Source organism: Diaphorobacter sp. B2A2W2 (assembly GCF_056730635.1).
Window position 1 is genome coordinate 24,969 of sequence record NZ_JBWZOR010000004.1, and the last position, 17,500, is coordinate 42,468.

Below are 17,500 nucleotides of genomic sequence, written 5' to 3' on the forward strand. Positions count from 1 at the left end.
TCTGTTTTTGTAGCGGCTGGCGCTCACCCACCAAGCGCTAGAGGCCAATTTTCTTCATGCACCCGCATCAACCACGGCGAACGCCGCGGCATGGGTCACAGCGCACTCACTGGGGTTGCATGGGTAGCTCGTCGTCCTCGGGCCGCGGCGCGCCCCATTCCTCGGCCACGAAGCGCAGCAGGGGCGTGCCGTCCTCGCCGCGCAGCTCCAGCGTCCGGCCTTGCTGCCGGTAATACGCCACCGCGCCCAGGCGCTGGAAGAAGGCCGGCTCCGATCCGCCGCCCGCAAGGCACAGGCGCAGGGATGCGCTCATGCGGGACAGCCGCAGTTGCCCGCCCTCTTGCACGTACTGCCCCACGAAACGGTTGCACCCTCCCGAACCGCTCACGCGCCCCGCATCGCGCTGCAGCACCAGATGGGCCGCGGCCTGCCCCTCGGCTGGCGCGTCCACGGGCGCATCGTCCACCACCTCCACGAGTTTCCAATAGGTCTGGCGCAGCGGCACGGATGCGGCCGCCGTGGCTTGCAGCGCTGGCACGCGCGCCAGGATGACGTCCACATGGCGGAAGGCCGGGTCGATCAGCACCGGGTGCACGCGGGGTGTGTCCAGCAGCAGGCGCCCCTGCTGCATGACCGCTGCGCGCACTTCGTAGCGGCCTTGGGCGTGGACGTCTGCCTGGCGGTAGGGAATGCGCAGCATGTAGGGCAGCGGGCCGGCCGGGTCGATGCGCTGGCGGCCCAGCACCCGCGGCGGATAGCCCTCGCGCGTCACGTCCACAAGCGCTGCCTCGAACAGCGCGTCGGGCGGCACGTAAAGCCGCTCGCGCGAGATCACGGTGCCGGAGATCTGCGCATCGGGCCCCGGGGCCGTGGCGCAGCCGGCAAGCCACGCGGCGGCCAGCAGCAGCGCCGTCCGCCCGGCCGCATGCAACGGCTGCAGTCCCGCCACCGCGCGCCCGCCCCCGGCGTGGGTCAGCTCAGCACCACGCTGGACAAGCGCCGCCGGTAGCTGGCCACCACCGGGTCCTCGGGCGGGATCTGCCCGTCGGCCACCTTGACCTTCGGGGGCTCGATGATCTCCAGCACGGCCACGTAGGCCTTGCGCGCGGCATCGTCGTTCCAGGCCTTGTCGCGCATGAGAATTTCCAGCAGCTCGTCCATGGCCTCCTGCCAGCGCTGCTGGGCCATGAGCCAGCGTGCGCGTGCAAAGCGCGTCTCGAAGTCGCGCTTGTTGGCCGCAATCTTTGCATCAAATTCGGCTCCAGCACCCGCCCCATAAGCGCTAGAAGCTACGAAATCAAGAGCATCCATCCACGCCTTGAGCGCCCCCAGGCGGCGCGAGACCTCGGCCTTGGCGATGACCGGCGCGAAGGCCACCTTGGCGTCGTCTTCGCGGCCCAGCTGCAGCAGCAGCTTGACGTAGTCAAAGCGCGCGTCGTCGTTGGCCGGGTCGGTGGCGACGGCGTGCTGCAGCTTTTCCAGTGCACCCTCGGTATCGCCCTCGGCGAGCGCATCCAGGGCTTCCTCTTCCTGCTCCTCGGCCTGCAGCTCCTCGGCGCTGGGCACATGCTTGTCCAGGAAGGCGCGCAGTTGGCTCTCGGGTTGGGCGCCCATGAAGCCATCCACGGGCTGGCCATTCATCATCAGCACGCAGGTGGGAATGCTGCGGATGCCGAACATGGCGGCCAGCTGCTGCTCCTGGTCAGAGTCGATCTTGGCCAGGGTGAAGCGGCCGGCGTATTCCACCTCCAGCTTCTCCAGCACCGGGCCCAGCGTCTTGCAGGGGCCGCACCAGGGTGCCCAGAAGTCCACCAGCACGGGCACTTGCATCGAGGCGGCAACCACCTCGGTTTCAAAATTCTCTAGGGTGACGTCGATCATGTGTAGCGGTCCCGGTAGTGCGGCGCACGGCGCCGGTCAATGGTGACGGGGATTCTGCGGCAATTTCGCGCGCCACAGGTACAAGCCCGCAGGGCCCCTTGTAGTAGCGGGTTAATACCTGCCGCACCTGCAGGCTGCCCACAATGGTCTGCACCCCAGCCACCCACAGCAAAGGAGACCCCCATGGCAGGCAAGAAGATTCTGATGATCTGCGGCGACTACTGCGAGGACTACGAGACCATGGTGCCATTCCAGGCGCTGCAGGCCGTGGGCCACACGGTGCATGCGGTCTGCCCGGGCAAGAAAGCGGGCGACCACATCAAGACGGCCATCCACGACTTCGAGGGCGCACAGACCTACAGCGAGAAGCCCGGCCACAACTTCACCCTGAACGCCACGTTCGCGGACGTCCAGGCGCAAAGCTACGACGCGCTGGTGATCCCCGGCGGGCGCGGCCCCGAGTACCTGCGCAACGACGCTGCCGTGTGCGCCGCCGTGCGCCATTTCTTCGAAGCGGGCAAGCCCGTGGCCGCCGTGTGCCACGGCGCCCAGCTCCTCGCGGGTGCCGGCGTGCTCAAGGGCCGCACCTGCTCGGCCTACCCCGCCTGCCGCGCCGAAGTGGAACTGGCCGGCGGCCGTTACGCCGACATCCCCGTGGACCAGGCGCACACCGAGGGCAACCTGGTCAGCGCGCCCGCGTGGCCCGCGCATCCCGCGTGGATCGCACAGTTCCTGGCGCTGCTGGGCACGCGCATCACGCTCTGAAGGCAAAAAGGGCTGCAGCGCTCACCCATCAAGCGCGAGCAGCTATCACTTTGAAAGCGCCTACCTCCTGACTTGACGGCGCCGGCGGCGGGCCGCACCATGGCCCGCCGTCCCCACGCCCGAAGGAGTTCCGCCGTGTGCCAGGTCTTCATCAGCGCCGATCCGCAGCTCTACGCCTACCGCGCCCGATCCGTGCGGCTGCACGGGGTGGCCACGAGCATCCGGCTGGAGAACCTGTTCTGGCAGGTGCTGCAGGAGATCGCCGCGCGCGACGGCTACAGCGTGGCCCAGCTGTGCACCAAGCTCTACGACGAGCTGGTGGCCGAGCACGGCGCGGTGGACAACTTCACCTCGTTCCTGCGCGTGTGCTGCACGCGCTACCTGGCGCTGCAGCTGTCCGGCGAGATTCCGCGCGACGCGCGCGTGCCCGTCCGCTCGATCACGCTGGGCCCCAGCGCCGCCCTGCTGGCGCATTGACCCCCGGGCGCGCGCACAAAAAGTAAAATCGCGGGCTTCACCCCCGGCGAGCGCACCGCGCGCACCCCCACATGAACCCCATCCAGATCGGCGTGGTCATGGGCTCCAGCAGCGACTGGGAGACCATGCAGCACGCAGTTGCCATCCTCCAGCAATTCGGCATCGCGCACGAGGCGCAGGTGGTCTCCGCCCACCGCATGCCCGACGACATGTTCCGCTACGCCGAGGCCGCGGCCGGCCGGGGCCTGAAGGCCATCATCGCGGGCGCGGGCGGCGCCGCGCACCTGCCCGGCATGATCGCCGCCAAGACCACCGTGCCGGTGCTGGGGGTGCCGGTCGCCAGCCGCCACCTGCAGGGTGTGGACTCGCTGCACTCCATCGTGCAGATGCCCAAGGGCGTGCCCGTGGCCACGTTCGCCATCGGCGCGGCGGGCGCGGCCAACGCGGCGCTGTTCGCCGTGGCGCTGCTGGCCAACGAGAACCCGGCGCTGCGCGAGCAGCTGGACGCCTTCCGCGCCGAGCAGACCGCCGCCGCGCGCGCCATGACGCTGCCGCCGGTGTCCGCATGAACGAGCGTCAGACCGTGATCCTGCCCGGCGCCACGCTGGGCGTGCTGGGCGGCGGGCAGCTGGGGCGCATGTTCGTACACGCGGCCCAGGCCATGGGCTACTTCACCGCGGTGCTGGACGAGGACGCGGCCAGCCCCGCCGGCCTGGTGAGCCACCACCACATCCGCACCGGCTACGAAGACCCGCAGGGCCTGGCCACGCTGGCCCGCGCCTGCGCCGCCGTGACCACCGAGTTTGAAAACGTGCCCGCCGCCGCGCTGGACACCCTGGCGCGCAGCCTGCCGGTGTCGCCCGCCGGCAGCGCCGTGGCCATCGCCCAGGACCGCGCGCGCGAAAAGGCGCACTTCGTGCAGTGCGGCGTGCCCGTGGCGCCGCATGCAGTGATCGAAACCGCCGCGCAGCTCGCCGCCGTTCCCGCTGATCTGCTGCCGGGCATTCTGAAAACCGCCCGCATGGGCTACGACGGCAAGGGCCAGGTGCGCGTGGCCACGCCCGCCGAGTTGGCCGGCGCCTGGGAGCAACTGGGCCGCGTGCCCTGCGTGCTGGAAAAGATGCTGCCGCTGGCGCACGAGTGCTCCGTCATCGTGGCGCGCGGGCGTGACGGCACCGTGGTGCACCTGCCCGTGCAGCGCAACCTGCACCGGGACGGCATCCTGGCCGTGACCGAGGTCTACGAAGGAAATCTGCCTCCAGCGCAGACCAGTCAAGCGCTGGCAGCTGCAAAATCAGTAGCAAACGGTCTGAACTACGTGGGCGTGCTGTGCGTGGAGTTCTTCGTGCTGCAGGACGGCACGTTGGTGGTCAACGAGATCGCCCCGCGCCCGCACAACAGCGGCCACTACAGCCAGAACGCGTGCGACGTCTCGCAGTTCGAGCTGCAGGTGCGCTGCATGACCGGCCTGCCGCTGGTCCAGCCGCGCCTGCACAGCCCCGCCATCATGCTCAATCTGCTGGGCGACCTGTGGTTCACGGGGGACCAGCCCGTGGCGCCGACTCCCCCCGCGTGGGATGCGGTGCTGGCCCTGCCGGGCTGCCACCTGCACCTGTACGGCAAGGTGGAGGCCAAGCGCGGCCGCAAGATGGGCCACCTGAACATCACCGGCACCACGCCCGAGGCGGTGCGCGCCACGGCGCTGCAGGCGGCGGCCCTCCTCGGCATCGCGCCGTTCTGAACGAGGCCCGCATGATTCTGGATGGACGCCTGGACGCCTCGGTGCAGGCCGCCGCGCAGGCCCTGGCGCGCGGCGAACTGCTGGGCCTGCCCACCGAGACGGTATACGGCCTGGCGGCCGACGCCGACAACGACGCGGCCGTGGCGCAGATCTTTGCCGCCAAGGGACGCCCTGCCAGCCACCCGCTGATCGTGCACGTGGCCGACGCCGCGGCCATCACCCGCTACGCCAAGGAAGTGCCGCTGTTCGCGCAGCAACTCATCGACGCCTTCTGGCCCGGCCCGCTCACGCTCATCCTGCCGCGCCTGCCCCACGCCGCCGTGGCCTCCACGGGCGGGCAGGACAGCGTGGGCCTGCGCTGCCCCGCGCACCCCGTGGCCCATGCGGTGCTGCAAGCCTGCCAGCGGCTGGAGCCCCCCGTGTGGGGCGTGGCCGCGCCCAGCGCCAACCATTTCGGCCGCGTGAGCCCGACCACCGCGCAGCATGTGGCCGAGGAATTCGGCGACGACCTGCTGGTGCTGGACGGCGGCGCCTGCACCGTCGGCATCGAGTCCACCATCATCGACTGCACGCGCGGCGTGCCCGTGCTGCTGCGCCCCGGCGCCATCTCGCGCGAGGACGTGCAGCGAGCCTGCGGCCAACGACCGCTATCGAAAGAAGAGCTTCCAGCACTGACCCCGCGGGCTTCAGGCACACTTTTAGCCCATTACGCCCCAACGGCGCGCGTGCGCCTGATGGACGCCAAGCAGCTGCAGGCCGGACTGGATGTGCTGGGGGCGGACGCGGCCCACATCGCCGTGTATGCACGCGCGCCGCTGCGCGCGGCGTCGTCGAAGATCCTTGTGCGGCGCATGCCCGATGACGCCGCCGCCACCGCGCAGCAGCTGTTCGCCGCGCTGCGCGGCTTCGACGAGGCCGGGGTGAAGCTGATCTGGATCGAAACGCCGCCCGATGCGCCCGCATGGGAAGGCGTGCGCGACCGCCTGCAGCGCGCCGCGGCCGCGGGCTGACGCGCCTACATCAAGCTACAAGCCTTGTCCGCACCCTCGTTACACTCTCGCCCACTTCAATCGGAGAAATACATGGCAGCAAATTGGATGCGCCGCACTTTCGTGGCCGCCGCCTGTGCATCGGCCGCGCTGCTCGCGGCCTGCGGTTCCAGCAGCACTGAATCGGCAATCTCGCCCCAGCGCTTCATCGCCTTCGGCGACGGCCTGGCCGACGTGGGCCAGAAGGGCTCCAGCTACACGATCAACGACGGCAGCATCAACAACTGGATGCTGCGCATCTCCTCCAACTACGGCGGCACCTTGAAGCCCGTGTCGGCAGGCGGCTTGAGCTACGCGCAGGGCAATGCCCGCGTGACGGCCACCCCCGACGCCGCAGGCAACGCCGCCACCCCCACGGTCACGCAGCAGATCGACCAGTTCCTGGCTGCCAACAAGTTTGCCGACACCGATCTGGTGATGCTGAGCGCCGGCGGGAGCGACATCATCGCCGGCATGGCCGCGGTGCAGGCCGGAACGCTCACCGAAGAACAGTACGTGGCTGCCGCTGGCAAGGCAGGCCAGGAGCTGGCCGCGCAAGTGCGCCGCCTGTCGGACGCGGGCGCCAAGCACATCCTGATGACCGGCACCTACGACCTGAGCCGCACACCCTGGGCCAAGGCCCTCAAGAAGGAAAGCCTCATCAGCAGCGCCAGCCGCCGCTTCAATGACGACCTGCTGGTCAACATCGTGGACATGGGCAAAACCGTGCTCTACGTGGACGTGGCCTACTACGTGAACCTGTTCGAGGGATCGCCCGGCGGGTACGGCTTCACCGACAGCAGCACACCCGTGTGCACGTCGGTGGACGCAGGCCCGGGCATCGGCATCGGCGCGGGCGAGGTGAACTCCGCGCTGTGCACCACCGCAACGCTGCTGCCCAACGCCAACCCGGACCGCTTCCTGTTCGCCGACAAGGTGTACATCACTCCGGCCGCGCACCGCGAATTCGGCAACTACGCCTACGACCGCCTGCGCAACCGCTGGTAAGCAAGTACGCCGCCCGCGGGGCACCCGCCGGCGGCCACACCGGTGCTGCGCCGGCCAGCCACGGGGGCGCATCCGCCCCCGTTCGCTCCCCTGATCAGAGCCCCCAAAAAAAGAGGCCAGCCCCGCAAGGAGCCGGCCTTTCAAGCCTCGGAGACGAAAACCTGGGGCACTTCGCGCACCCCGCGGCGCGCCCCCTCCCTCGGCGCCTGGGGCGCTCTCAGAACCGGTAGCCCACCCCCACCGCCACCACGTTGGGGTTCAGCCGCATGCCGATGCTCTGGCCGCTGGACAAGTGGGCCGTGGTCTTGAGGAAGCTCTTGTAGTACGCGACATCCAGGAACCAGCGCTCGCTGAAGTTCCAGACAAAACCCACCTGCGCCGTAAAGCCCCATTTGTTGTCGATGTGGGCCGTGGTGGGGTTGGCGGGCGAGCCGCCCGTGACGGCCGTCAGCGCCGCCGTGCTGCGGTTCTTGAAGAACTTGCTGTAGGTCACGCCCAAGCCCAGGTACGGCCGCAGCGCGGCCTGGGCCTCGCCGAAGCGGTACTGCGCGAACAGCGTGGCCGGCACCACCTTCGTCTGGCCGAGCTTGCCCACGCCGGCGATCGCGCCGTCGCCGTAGAACGAATGCTGGAACGGCAGGCCCACGGGCAAGTCCAGCGCCCAATGGTCGGTGAGCATGTAGTTGATGCCGCCTGTGAGTGCCGTGTCCGCACCCACGTCCACATGGGTGTGGGGAAAGCTCGGCTCGCTCAGGTCGCCGCTTTTGGTCTGCGGCATGATGCGTGTGAAGCCCGCGCGCACACTGAACGTACCGGCCTGCTGGGCCTGGGCCGCACCGCACGCGGCGGCCAGGGCCAGCACGCAGCCGGCCCGCAAGAATTGCTGTGTCATGGATCGGTTGTGAGAAATGTCTGCGCAAAAGCGCTCAGAGCCAGCCCGCCTGGGACAGCGAACGCGACACCAGTTGCCCCATCAGCTGGTGGCCGAAGGGCGTGGGGTGGAAGCTGTCGGCAAAGCCGTAGCTCTTCCACCAATCGGCCCCGCCGGTGGCGCCGGCCGGCGGCGTCATGGCCGACAGCGCGGCCGCCGTGCAGGAGGGGAAGCTGTAGGTGGGCAGGCCGTCGCTGCCCACGCCGGTAGCGGGGCAGGCCGGCGTGGTCACGTTGGTGTAGGCGTACTGCGCAGGATGCTCGGCCTGGTCCTTGAACGAGGCATAGAAGTCCACCACGGTGAGACGCCCATCGCCCGCCAGCGCCGCGGCCAGCTTGGCGTTGAAGGCCTGCACCCAGCCATCGAACAGCGTCTGCGCCTGGGCCGCGGCCGCCGCGCCGTTGGCGGCGGAAATGGATGCCAGCACCATGCGGAACTTGGGCGTGAGCGTCACGCCGGGCATGTTCAGCACGGCCACGCGCGTCGCGCCCTTGTCCAGCGTCTGCGCCTTGATCGTGGCCGCGAACTGGGTGGCCAGCGCCTGCATGTAGGCGCCGCCTGCCTGGGCCATGCCGGTGGCGCCGCCCGCGAGCAGGCTGTTCACGGTGGCGGCGTCCAGCACCGTGCCCAGCAGGGCCGCGTAGGCCTTGCCGCCGTCCCTTGAAGCCCCCAGGTAGGCGCCGATCAGGTCGGCCGCATCGTTGCCGCCACCGTCGATGAGCACCAGGTCACCCGCGGCATAGCCGGCGGCGCCCGCATCCTTGAGCTGTTGGAGGATGGACACGGGCGAGGTGGGCGCCGTGAAGTTGTTGATGCGCCCGCCGCCTACCGCGTAGTTCGTGCAGTCGGCCTTGGCGCTGAAGCTGCCTCCCGCGGACACATAGTGCGGGCACAGCGTGCGGCCATAACTGGCGGCCACGCGCTCGGGCCAGATGGCCGTGGAGCCCGCGCCCGTAGGGGCCGTGCCCTGGACCGTGAACTTCAGCCCGAAGGTGCCGCTGTCCGCCAGGCTGTCGCCCATCACCTTGACTGCGGTGACCGCCGTGGCGGGCGTGGTGTCGGCGCCGCCGCCCCCGCAGGCCGCCAGAACGGCGGCGGAAACGGCAACGGCTACCCACTGCATGCGTGGTTTCATCAGGAACTCCTGTTATGAATAGAACGAACGTTCGTTTTTTTCAGGAATATTACCGATGAAGCGCGACAGGCCGTCTGCGGGTAAATACCAACATCGGAGGCATCCCGCCGCGCCGCGCGGGCAGCACGACACGTCTGCCGGTGGGCCGGCCCGGGCGTTCGATGGCGGACGGCGGCTGCGCCGGCTCAGCGGTCGCTCGCGGCCCAGTCCACCAGCGCGTCCAGGGCCGGGCGTGCCGCGGAAGCATTTGGATGGTTGACGAAGCCCACCAGCACGTAGCGCCGGCCGCCCGCGGCATGCACATAGCCGGCCAGCGCCACCACGTCGCGCAGCGCACCCGTCTTGAGGTGCGCGAAGCCCGCAGCCTGGCCCTGGCGGCGGCGCAGCGTCCCGTCCACCCCGGCAATGGGCAGCGATGCCATGAATTCCGGCATCACCGGCGACGCCCAGGCATGCTGCAGCATGCGCGCAAGCGCCCGCGCGCTCACGCGCGCCTCGCGGCTCAAGCCGGCGCCGTTGTCCACCACCGGCATCTCGGCGGCGCCCAGGCGCTGGCGCCACCACTGTGCGAGCACGCTGCGCGCCTGGTCGAAGCTGCCTGCGCCGGCTTTTTGCAGCCCCAGCGTCAAAAACACCTGCTGCGTCATGACGTTGTTGCTGTACTTGTTGATGTCGCGCACCACCTCCGACAACGGCGGCGAGGTACTGCCGAATGCCGGCGCCAGCCCCGCGGGCACCTTGCCGTCGCGCACGCGGCCGGTGAGCTTGCCGCCCAGTTCGCGCCACATGCCTTCCACGGCGCGCGCCGCGTAGCCGCCCGGGTCGGCCGGTGCGATGGACCACTCGCGTTCGCCGCAGGCCGCCGGGTACACGCCCTGGAAGGCGATGCGCGCAGGGTCCGCGAAATCCGCCCGCAGCCCTGCACGCCAATCGCCGCAGGCCGCGCCCTGCGCCGCCAGCGGCACGGTGGCGGGCAGTTCCACCTGGGCCAGCGGCGGCTCATAGCGCAGCCGCGCCACGCCGGCCGCCAGATCCGGCACGAAGCCGATGGACACCGCCTTGTAGTTGAGCAGCAGCGCGTCGGGCGCGGCGTTGTAGGGGCGCCAGGGCTCGCCGTCGAACAGCGCCGGATCGTGCGCCGGCAGCGCGAAGGCGCTGCGGTCCAGCACGATGTCGCCCAGGATCACCTCGACCCCCGTCGCACGCAGGCGGCGCATGAGCAACCACAGGCGCTCCACCACCAGCTTGGGGTCGCCCTGCCCCTTGATGTACACGTTGCCGCGCAGGCTGCCGCCCTGGGGCGCGGCGTCCAGGTACACGGGCGTCTCCCAGGTGAATGCCGGCCCCAGCAGGTCCAGCGCCGCATACGTCGTGACCAGCTTCATGACCGAGGCCGGGTTGGCGGGCGCATCGGCGCGGTGGGCCAGGCGCGGCTGGCGCCCCTCGACCTCCACCACCAAGGCGGAGAGTGCTTCGCGCGGCACCTTGGCGCGCTGCAGCGCGGCCTCGACGGAAGGGGGCAAGGCCGATGCATCGGCGGGCACAGGCTGGGCGCCCGCCCAGGGCGTCAGGAAGGCCAGGGCCAGCGCCCACCCCGCCGCACAGCGCAGGCGGCGGGCCTGCCCAAGGAAAGAAAACGACATGGCGGCGAGTTTAGGGGGCGCCATGGCCGCCCGCCCCGCCATGGCTTGGCGCGCAGCCGATAATCACGCCCTCCATGAACCTGCTTGCCTTCGACACCAGTACCGACGCGCTGTCCATCGCCGTGCAACACGGCGCGCGCGTGTGGCAGCACAGCGGCGCCGGCGGCGCACAGGCCTCGGCCACGCTGATCCCGGCCATCCGCGACCTGCTCGCGCAGGCCGGACTGTCGTTCGATCAGCTGGACGCCGTGGTGTTCGGGCGCGGCCCGGGCTCGTTCACGGGGCTGCGCACCGCGTGCGCGGTGGCCCAGGGCCTGGCCTTTGGCGCGCGCGGGGGGCAGGGCGTGCCCGTGCTGCCGGTGGACACGCTGCTCGCCGTGGCCGAAGAAGCCCGCGCGCAGCACGGCTGCACGCGGGTGGTGGCGACGCTGGACGCCCGTATGAACGAGGTCTACGCGGCACCCTTTGAGTGGCAGGCCGACGGCCGCTGGCAGGTGCCGCAGGACTTCCAGCTGCTGGCGCCCGAGGCCCTGGCCGTGGCGGATGGCTGGACGGTCGCCGGCAATGCCCGCGCCGCCTACGGCGAGCGCCTCGCGCCGCAGGCCCCGCACATGCACGCCCTGCCTACGGCGGCGGCCCTGCTGCGGCTGGCACCGGCGCTGCTGGCGGCGGGCGCGGGCGTGTCGGCCGATGCAGCGCTGCCGCGCTACATCCGCGATAAAGTGGCGCAAACCACCGCCGAGCGAGAAGCCGCCCGCCAAGCCGCGCCGGCCCCCCAGACATGAGCGCCATCGTCCAGCCCCCCCACGCCTTCGAAGCCGCCTTTGAGCCGCTGACGCCCGCGCGGCTGGATGCGCTCCTGGCCATCGAGAACAGCGCCTATAGCCATCCCTGGACACGCGGCAACTTCATCGACGCCATGGCCGCCGGCTACCAGGCCCAGTTGCTCGTGGCCGATGGACAGATCCTGGGCTACTTCGTCGCCATGCGCGGCGTGGACGAGGTGCACCTGCTCAACATCACCGTGGCGCCCGCCTTCCAGCGCCAGGGCTGGGCCCATGTGATGCTGGACGCGCTGGCCGTGTGGGCGCGCGGCCAGGGCGCGCAATGGCTGTGGCTGGAGGTGCGCGCGAGCAACGAGCGCGCGCGGCGCATCTATGAAGTCCACGGCTACCGCCGTGTGGGCGAGCGCAAGCGCTACTACCCCGCCGCGGACGGCGAGCGCGAGGACGCCGTGGTGATGAGCCTGCTGCTATGAGCCTGTCCCTGGACGCGCGCCAACGCGCCATGCTGCAAGAGATGGGCGTCACCGTCTGGGCGCCGCCGCCGGCACGCCCGCTGCCGCCCCCAGTGGCCGCGCCTGCGCAAGCGGAAGCGGCCATCGCATCCGCTGCCGCGCCCACCCCCGTGCTGCACGCGCAACCCACGCCAGCCGCGCCATCCGCCCCGCGCCAGCCTGCGCATGCCGCTGCCCCTGCCGCACCCGCGTCCGAGCCGCGCACGGCCGGCGCCGCGCCCACCGGCCTGCTGCTGCGCGCGCCCGTGGCGCTGTACCCGCAGGCCGACCCCCAGGCCATTCCGCCCGAACTGGGTGCCGGCTGGCTGGTGGTGCTGGAAAGCCCCACGCCGGCCGAGCCGCTGGCGGGCGACAGCGGCCGCCTGCTGGACAACATGCTGCGCGCCATGCGCCTGCACCGGCACCCGCGCACCTTCGTCGCCACGCTGAACCGGCACGCGCCGGGCCTGACCGCCGAGGGGCTGGAGCCCGCCGCCGGCCTGCAACAGGCGCTGCAGACGCTGCGCCCCTCCCTGGTGCTGGTGCTGGGCCTGGGCGCGGCGCGCGTGGTGCTGGGCAGCCGCGAGCCCCTGGGGCGCCTGCGCGCCACCGCGCACCACCTGCCAGACGGCACGCCCGCCGTGGTGAGCTACGACCCGGCCTACCTGCTGCGCGCACCCGATGCCAAGGCCGCCGCCTGGGCCGACCTGTGCCGCGCGCTGGCCCTGGTGCGGCGCAGCACCGCACCCTGACCCGCCGCACCCTGATCCGCCGCGACCGGACGGCCCGCCCGGCACGCGCCTGGCGGGGTATGGCGTGCACCCAATACCCGACGCGGGTTTCCCCTCTGCAAGTCCCCTCCCCTGGGCTGCCCACAATACCTATGCAAATCTTTTCATAGGCAAGGCGTCCCCTGCCCTGGGCGCCGGTACCCAAGGAGACATTCATGCAAAAGGTGTTGCACATCAACGCCGACAAGTGCACCGGCTGCCTGCAGTGCGAGATGGCCTGCTCTTTCGAGAATTACGGCGTCTACGCCACCGCCAAGTCGCGCATCAAGGTGTTCGACTTCCATACCACGGGCAAGAAGGTGCCCTACACCTGCACCCAATGCGACGAGGCCTGGTGCCTGCACGCCTGCCCGGTGGAGGCGATCACGGTGGACAAGCTGAGCGGCGCCAAGATCGTGTCCGAGTCCATCTGCGTGGGCTGCAAGGTCTGCACCATCGCCTGCCCCTTCGGCACCATCAACTACGTGGCCGACACCGGCAAGGTGCAAAAGTGCGACCTCTGCCACGACCGCGCCGAGGGCCCAGCCTGCGTGGAGGCCTGCCCGACCACGGCCATCACCTACATCGACGCCAACTGGACCGGCCTGGAGCGCATGAAACAGTGGGCCGACAAGCTGGGCAATCAAGCCAATCAGCCCGCTGGCGCTTGACCACCAAGCGCTAGCAGCTATCAATCAAGGAGCACACATCATGTCCTGGGCTGGCAAGATTCTGCGCGTCAACCTGAGCGCGGGCACCGTTACCCCCGAGCCGCTGAACATGGACTGGGCACGCCAGTACCTGGGTTCGCGCGGCCTGGGCACCAAGTACCTGGTCAGCGAGATCGACCCCCAGGTCGACCCGCTGTCGCCGGACAACAAGATCATCTGGGCCACGGGTCCGCTCACGGGCACCATGGCCTCCACGGGCGGGCGCTATACCGTCATCACCAAGGGGCCGCTCACCGGTGCCATCGCCTGCTCCAACTCGGGCGGCTACTGGGGTGCCGAGCTGAAGATGGCCGGCTGGGACATGGTCATCTTCGAGGGCAAGTCCCCCAAGCCCGTGTACCTGTACATCAACGACGACGTGGCCGAGCTGCGCGACGCCGCCGACCTCTGGGGCAAGAGCGTGTGGGAGACCGAGGAGCACCTCAAGACCACGCTGCAGGACCCGCTCACGCGCATCTCCGGCATCGGCCGCGCGGGCGAGAACCAGGTGCTGTTCGCCGCCGTGGTCAATGACCTGCACCGCGCCGCGGGCCGCTCGGGCGTGGGCGCGGTCATGGGCAGCAAGAACCTCAAGGCCATCGCCGTGCGCGGCACCAAGGGCGTGGGCAACATCCGCGATCCCAAGGCCTTCATGGCCGAGACCTTCGCGCGCAAGAAGATCCTGCACGACAACGCCGTCACCGGCCAGGGCCTGCCCACCTACGGCACGCAGGTGCTGATGAACGTGATCAACGAGGTGGGTGCCCTGCCCACGCGCAACCACCGCGACGTGCAGTTCGAAGGCGCCAAGGACATCTCCGCCGAGGCCATGGCCACGCCGCGCGCCAGCGACGGCAAGAAGCACCTGGTGACCAACCAGGCGTGCTTTGGCTGCACCATCGCCTGCGGGCGCATCAGCAAGATCGACGAGACGCACTTCACCGTGGTCAACAAGCCGCAGTACTGGGGCGCCAGCGGCGGCCTGGAATACGAGGCCGCCTGGGCCCTGGGCGCGGCCAACGGCGTGAACGACCTGGAATGCCTGCAGTACGTGAACCTGCTGTGCAACGAGCAGGGGATCGACCCCATCAGCTTCGGCGCCACCGTGGGCGCGGTGATGGAGCTGTACGAAATGGGCGTGCTCACCCGCGAGCAGATCGGCATCGAGGCGCCCTTCGGCTCGGCCAAGGCGCTGGCCTTCCTGGCCGAAGAAACCATCCACGGCCGCGGCTTTGGCAAGGAGGTGGGGCAGGGCTCCAAGCGCCTGTGCACCAAGTACGGCCATCCTGATTTGTCCATGTCCTCCAAGGGCCAGGAGTTCCCCGCCTACGACGGCCGCGCCATCCAGGGCATCGGCCTGGCCTACGCCACCAGCAACCGCGGCGGCTGCCACCTGCGCGGCTACACCATCGCGTCCGAGATCCTGGGCATCCCCGTCAAGACCGAGCCCACGGCCACCGAGGGCAAGCCCGAGCTGGTCAAGGCCTTCCAGGACGCGACGGCGGCGTTTGACTCGGCCGGCGTGTGCATCTTCACCACCTTCGCCTGGAGCCTGCCCGACCTCGCCCCCCAACTGCAGGCGGCGTGCGACGAAGGCTTCACGGTGCCGGAGCTGGAGAAGATCGGCGAGCGCATCTGGAACATGGAGCGCGAGTTCAACAACGCCGCCGGCTTCACCAAGGCCGACGACAGCCTGCCCCGGCGCCTGCTGACCGAGGCGGCCAAGACCGGCGGCTCCAAGGGCACGGTGAGCCACCTGCCCGAAATGCTGCCCAAGTACTACGCCGTGCGCGGCTGGGACCCCGAAGGCCGGCCCACACCCGAAACGCGCGCGCGCCTGGGACTGTGAGGCCACCTGCCGCGGGCCACGGCAGGGGCCCGCCCGCGGCGCAAGGATAAGAGGCAAATCGGCATGCAGCGCTTACCCATTCTGCGTTAGCAGCTATTAATACTGCAGCAACCGAGCATCCCTATGCACCACCTGATCCTCGGGGCCGGCCCGGCCGGCGTCATCGCCGCGGAAACCCTGCGCAAGCATGCGCCGGGCGACCGCATCACCCTCGTGGGCGACGAGGCCGAGCCGCCCTACTCGCGCATGGCCATCCCCTACCTGCTGGTGGGCGACATCGACGAGCGCGGCACCTACCTGCGCAAGCGCGCCGACCACTTCGCACAGCAGCGCATCGACCGCCTGAGCGCGCGCGCCGCGGGCGTGGATGTGCAGGCCCGCACCGTCACGCTGGAGGGTGGCGTCACGCTGGCTTTCGACCGGCTGCTCATCGCCACCGGCTCCCACCCCGTGCGCCCGCCCATCCCCGGGCTGGATCTGCCGGGCGTGCAGACCTGCTGGACGCTGGCCGATGCGCGCGCCATCGCCGCGCGCGCCCGGCCCGGCGCGCGCGTGCTGCAAATGGGCGCGGGCTTCATCGGTTGCATCATCATGGAGGCGTTGCAAAAGCGCGGCGTGCGGCTCAGCGTGGTCGAGATGGGCGACCGCATGGTCCCGCGCATGATGGGCGCGGTGGCCGGCGGCATGATCCGCGACTGGTGCGAGCGCCAGGGCGTGCAGGTGTTCACGGGCCACAAGGTCGAGCGCATCGACCGCGCACAAGGTGAAGGCAGCGGCGACGCGCTGCGTGTGCACCTGTCGGGCGGCAGGGTGCTGGATGCCGACCTCGTCATCAGCGCCACGGGCGTGCGCCCGGCCATCGGCTTTCTGGCGGGCAGTGGCATCACCTGCCTGCAGGGCGTGTTGACCGACGAGCGCATGCAGACCAACGTGCCCGGCATCTATGCCGCGGGCGACTGCGCCGAGGCGTTCGACCCCTTCACGCGCAAGACCGTGGTCAGCGCCATCCAGCCCAACGCGGCCGAGCAGGCGCGCGTGGCGGCGCTCAACATGCTGGGGCTTCCCGCGGCGCTGGCGGTGGTCACGCAGATCAACGTGCTGGACACGCTGGGGCTCATCTCCACCAGCTTCGGCAACTGGCAGGGCGTGCCCGGCGGCGAACAGGTGGCGCTGACCGACGCGGCGGCCGGCAAACACCTGAGCCTGCAGTTCGAGGGCGACCGGCTCATCGGCTGCAACTCCGTGGGCATGACGCAGCACGTGGGCGCCATGCGCGGCCTGGTGGAAGGCCAGGTGCGCCTGGGCCCCTGGAAGGACCACCTGCGCCGCGACCCCACGCGGCTGATGGAGGCCTACCTGGCCTGCGCCCAGGCGCAGGGGAACTGGAGCGGCGCACAGGACGCGCGCCGGCGCTGAGGCCAGGGAATTTGCTATGCTAGAAGTAGCTGCCAGCGCTTACACCACAAGTGCAAACGGCTGATTTGGCATGAAAACCGGATAGGCACATGCGCATCACTTTCAAGCTCTTTGCCTCGCTCACCGACTACCTGCCGCCCGAGGTGCGCCCAGGCAACCAGATGGCGCTGGAAGTCGCCCCCACGCAGAGCATCAGCCAGATCATCGCGCCTTTCCGCCTGCCGCCGGACATGGTGCACTTGGTGCTGGTCAACGGCCGCTACATCGCCCCCGCGGCGCGCCACACCACCACGCTGCACGAGGGCGACGCGCTCGCCATCTGGCCGCCGATCGCCGGCGGCTGAATCGCAGCCTCCTACCCTCCCCGCACCTTTTGAGCGATTGGCCTGACCACTTCACGCGCGACATGAGCTGCGCGCCCGCCGAATGGCAGCGGCTGCTGCAGCGGGCGCTGGCGGGGCATGACTGGGCCGCACAGGGCGACGCCCAGGTACGCATCGCGCTCGCGGGGGGCGCGCTCACGCTGCACTGGGCGCCGGGGCCTGCGCGCCAGATCGCGCTGCTGCGCCTGCCCACGCTGCACCTGCACTTCGCGTTCGACGGCGTCCCGCCCGCCGAGCGCCAGGCTTTCATGCGGCACCTGGACCTGCACACGCACCGCGGCGGGGGGTGATGCGGTGCGGCGCCTTTCCCCCGAAAAGGCGCCAAGAACGTGTCATGCGGCGGTGTTCCATTGGGGAGCGGATGCGATAATTCCCGTCTTGCACAACGTATGGAGACAGCTCCGTGGAAACCTACCCTAGTTGGTAGCTTTCAGCCTCCCGGCCCATTGACATGCCGAAGGGACTGAAAGCGCCCCCCGCCCCTTTT

The 17,500-nt window shown here is 70.2% G+C and carries 19 protein-coding genes; 14 read left to right on the forward strand and 5 right to left on the reverse strand.

Going from position 1 to position 17,500, the window contains the following annotated elements; genetic code table 11:
• Positions 1-106 precede the first annotated feature (106 nt).
• Both AC1PPL_RS08805 and trxA read right to left on the reverse strand, forming a co-directional pair.
• Positions 107-949: an META domain-containing protein gene (locus tag AC1PPL_RS08805; protein WP_479973090.1), complete on the reverse strand. Its 843-nt coding sequence runs from the start codon at positions 947-949 to the stop codon at positions 107-109.
• A 23-nt stretch (positions 950-972) separates the two neighbouring features.
• Positions 973-1,881, reverse strand: coding sequence for a thioredoxin (gene trxA, locus AC1PPL_RS08810; RefSeq protein ID WP_103738465.1), 909 nt, complete (start codon positions 1,879-1,881; stop codon positions 973-975).
• Positions 1,882-2,064: 183 nt separating this feature from the next.
• Between trxA and AC1PPL_RS08815 the strand changes: the two genes are divergently transcribed.
• The 6 genes from AC1PPL_RS08815 (at position 2,065) to AC1PPL_RS08840 (ending at position 6,900) form a co-directional block, all read left to right on the forward strand.
• Positions 2,065-2,646 carry a DJ-1/PfpI family protein gene (locus tag AC1PPL_RS08815; protein WP_047351538.1) on the forward strand — a complete coding sequence of 194 codons (582 nt, stop codon included), beginning with the start codon at positions 2,065-2,067 and terminating at the stop codon, positions 2,644-2,646.
• A gap of 135 nt (positions 2,647-2,781) precedes the next feature.
• The gene (locus AC1PPL_RS08820; RefSeq protein WP_287804091.1) at positions 2,782-3,123 is read left to right on the forward strand and encodes a ribbon-helix-helix domain-containing protein; all 342 of its coding nucleotides are present in this window, start codon (positions 2,782-2,784) and stop codon (positions 3,121-3,123) included.
• A gap of 71 nt (positions 3,124-3,194) precedes the next feature.
• Positions 3,195-3,692, forward strand: a complete 498-nt coding sequence (gene purE / locus AC1PPL_RS08825; protein ID WP_047351539.1) for a 5-(carboxyamino)imidazole ribonucleotide mutase — start codon at positions 3,195-3,197, stop codon at positions 3,690-3,692.
• A complete protein-coding gene (locus tag AC1PPL_RS08830; RefSeq protein WP_479973091.1) occupies positions 3,689-4,864 on the forward strand; it encodes a 5-(carboxyamino)imidazole ribonucleotide synthase in 1,176 nt (391 codons plus the stop codon). Before purE ends, AC1PPL_RS08830 begins: the two co-directional genes overlap by 4 nt.
• 11 nt (positions 4,865-4,875) lie before the next feature.
• A complete protein-coding gene (locus AC1PPL_RS08835) occupies positions 4,876-5,874 on the forward strand; it encodes an L-threonylcarbamoyladenylate synthase (RefSeq protein ID WP_011807021.1) in 999 nt (332 codons plus the stop codon).
• 72 nt (positions 5,875-5,946) lie between these two features.
• Entirely contained in the window at positions 5,947-6,900 is a 954-nt protein-coding gene (locus AC1PPL_RS08840; RefSeq protein ID WP_479973092.1) for an SGNH/GDSL hydrolase family protein, read from the forward strand.
• Between the two features lie 217 nt (positions 6,901-7,117).
• On the opposite strand, the gene AC1PPL_RS08845 is transcribed toward AC1PPL_RS08840, so the two are convergent.
• From AC1PPL_RS08845 to dacB, 3 genes are all read right to left on the reverse strand, one after another.
• Entirely contained in the window at positions 7,118-7,792 is a 675-nt protein-coding gene (locus AC1PPL_RS08845; RefSeq protein WP_015914521.1) for an OmpW/AlkL family protein, read from the reverse strand.
• 34 nt (positions 7,793-7,826) lie between these two features.
• Positions 7,827-8,966: an SGNH/GDSL hydrolase family protein gene (locus AC1PPL_RS08850; RefSeq protein WP_287965828.1), complete on the reverse strand. Its 1,140-nt coding sequence runs from the start codon at positions 8,964-8,966 to the stop codon at positions 7,827-7,829.
• A 185-nt stretch (positions 8,967-9,151) separates the two neighbouring features.
• On the reverse strand, positions 9,152-10,633 hold the full coding sequence (gene dacB, locus AC1PPL_RS08855) for a D-alanyl-D-alanine carboxypeptidase/D-alanyl-D-alanine endopeptidase (RefSeq protein WP_479973093.1): 1,482 nt from the start codon (positions 10,631-10,633) through the stop codon (positions 9,152-9,154).
• Positions 10,634-10,683: 50 nt separating this feature from the next.
• Here dacB and tsaB point away from each other — a divergent pair, with 50 nt between their 5' ends.
• The 8 genes from tsaB to AC1PPL_RS08895 all read left to right on the forward strand — a co-directional run bounded on the left by tsaB (position 10,684) and on the right by AC1PPL_RS08895 (position 17,303).
• Positions 10,684-11,394, forward strand: a complete 711-nt coding sequence (gene tsaB, locus AC1PPL_RS08860) for a tRNA (adenosine(37)-N6)-threonylcarbamoyltransferase complex dimerization subunit type 1 TsaB (RefSeq protein WP_287965826.1) — start codon at positions 10,684-10,686, stop codon at positions 11,392-11,394.
• Positions 11,391-11,867, forward strand: coding sequence for a ribosomal protein S18-alanine N-acetyltransferase (gene rimI / locus AC1PPL_RS08865; RefSeq protein WP_011807026.1), 477 nt, complete (start codon positions 11,391-11,393; stop codon positions 11,865-11,867). The genes tsaB and rimI overlap by 4 nt, the downstream gene beginning before the upstream one ends.
• Entirely contained in the window at positions 11,864-12,637 is a 774-nt protein-coding gene (locus tag AC1PPL_RS08870) for a uracil-DNA glycosylase family protein (RefSeq protein ID WP_015914525.1), read from the forward strand. The genes rimI and AC1PPL_RS08870 overlap by 4 nt, the downstream gene beginning before the upstream one ends.
• Before the next feature lie 194 nt (positions 12,638-12,831).
• Entirely contained in the window at positions 12,832-13,326 is a 495-nt protein-coding gene (locus AC1PPL_RS08875; RefSeq protein ID WP_479973094.1) for a 4Fe-4S dicluster domain-containing protein, read from the forward strand.
• 40 nt (positions 13,327-13,366) lie between these two features.
• Positions 13,367-15,214 (forward strand): aldehyde ferredoxin oxidoreductase family protein, encoded by a 1,848-nt coding sequence (locus AC1PPL_RS08880; RefSeq protein WP_088888177.1) that lies wholly within the window; start codon positions 13,367-13,369, stop codon positions 15,212-15,214.
• A gap of 123 nt (positions 15,215-15,337) precedes the next feature.
• On the forward strand, positions 15,338-16,630 hold the full coding sequence (locus tag AC1PPL_RS08885) for an NAD(P)/FAD-dependent oxidoreductase (protein WP_479973095.1): 1,293 nt from the start codon (positions 15,338-15,340) through the stop codon (positions 16,628-16,630).
• Positions 16,631-16,719: 89 nt separating this feature from the next.
• Positions 16,720-16,974, forward strand: coding sequence for a sulfur carrier protein ThiS (gene thiS / locus AC1PPL_RS08890; protein ID WP_479973096.1), 255 nt, complete (start codon positions 16,720-16,722; stop codon positions 16,972-16,974).
• A gap of 29 nt (positions 16,975-17,003) precedes the next feature.
• Positions 17,004-17,303, forward strand: a complete 300-nt coding sequence (locus tag AC1PPL_RS08895) for a hypothetical protein (protein WP_135147942.1) — start codon at positions 17,004-17,006, stop codon at positions 17,301-17,303.
• Positions 17,304-17,500 lie beyond the last annotated feature (197 nt).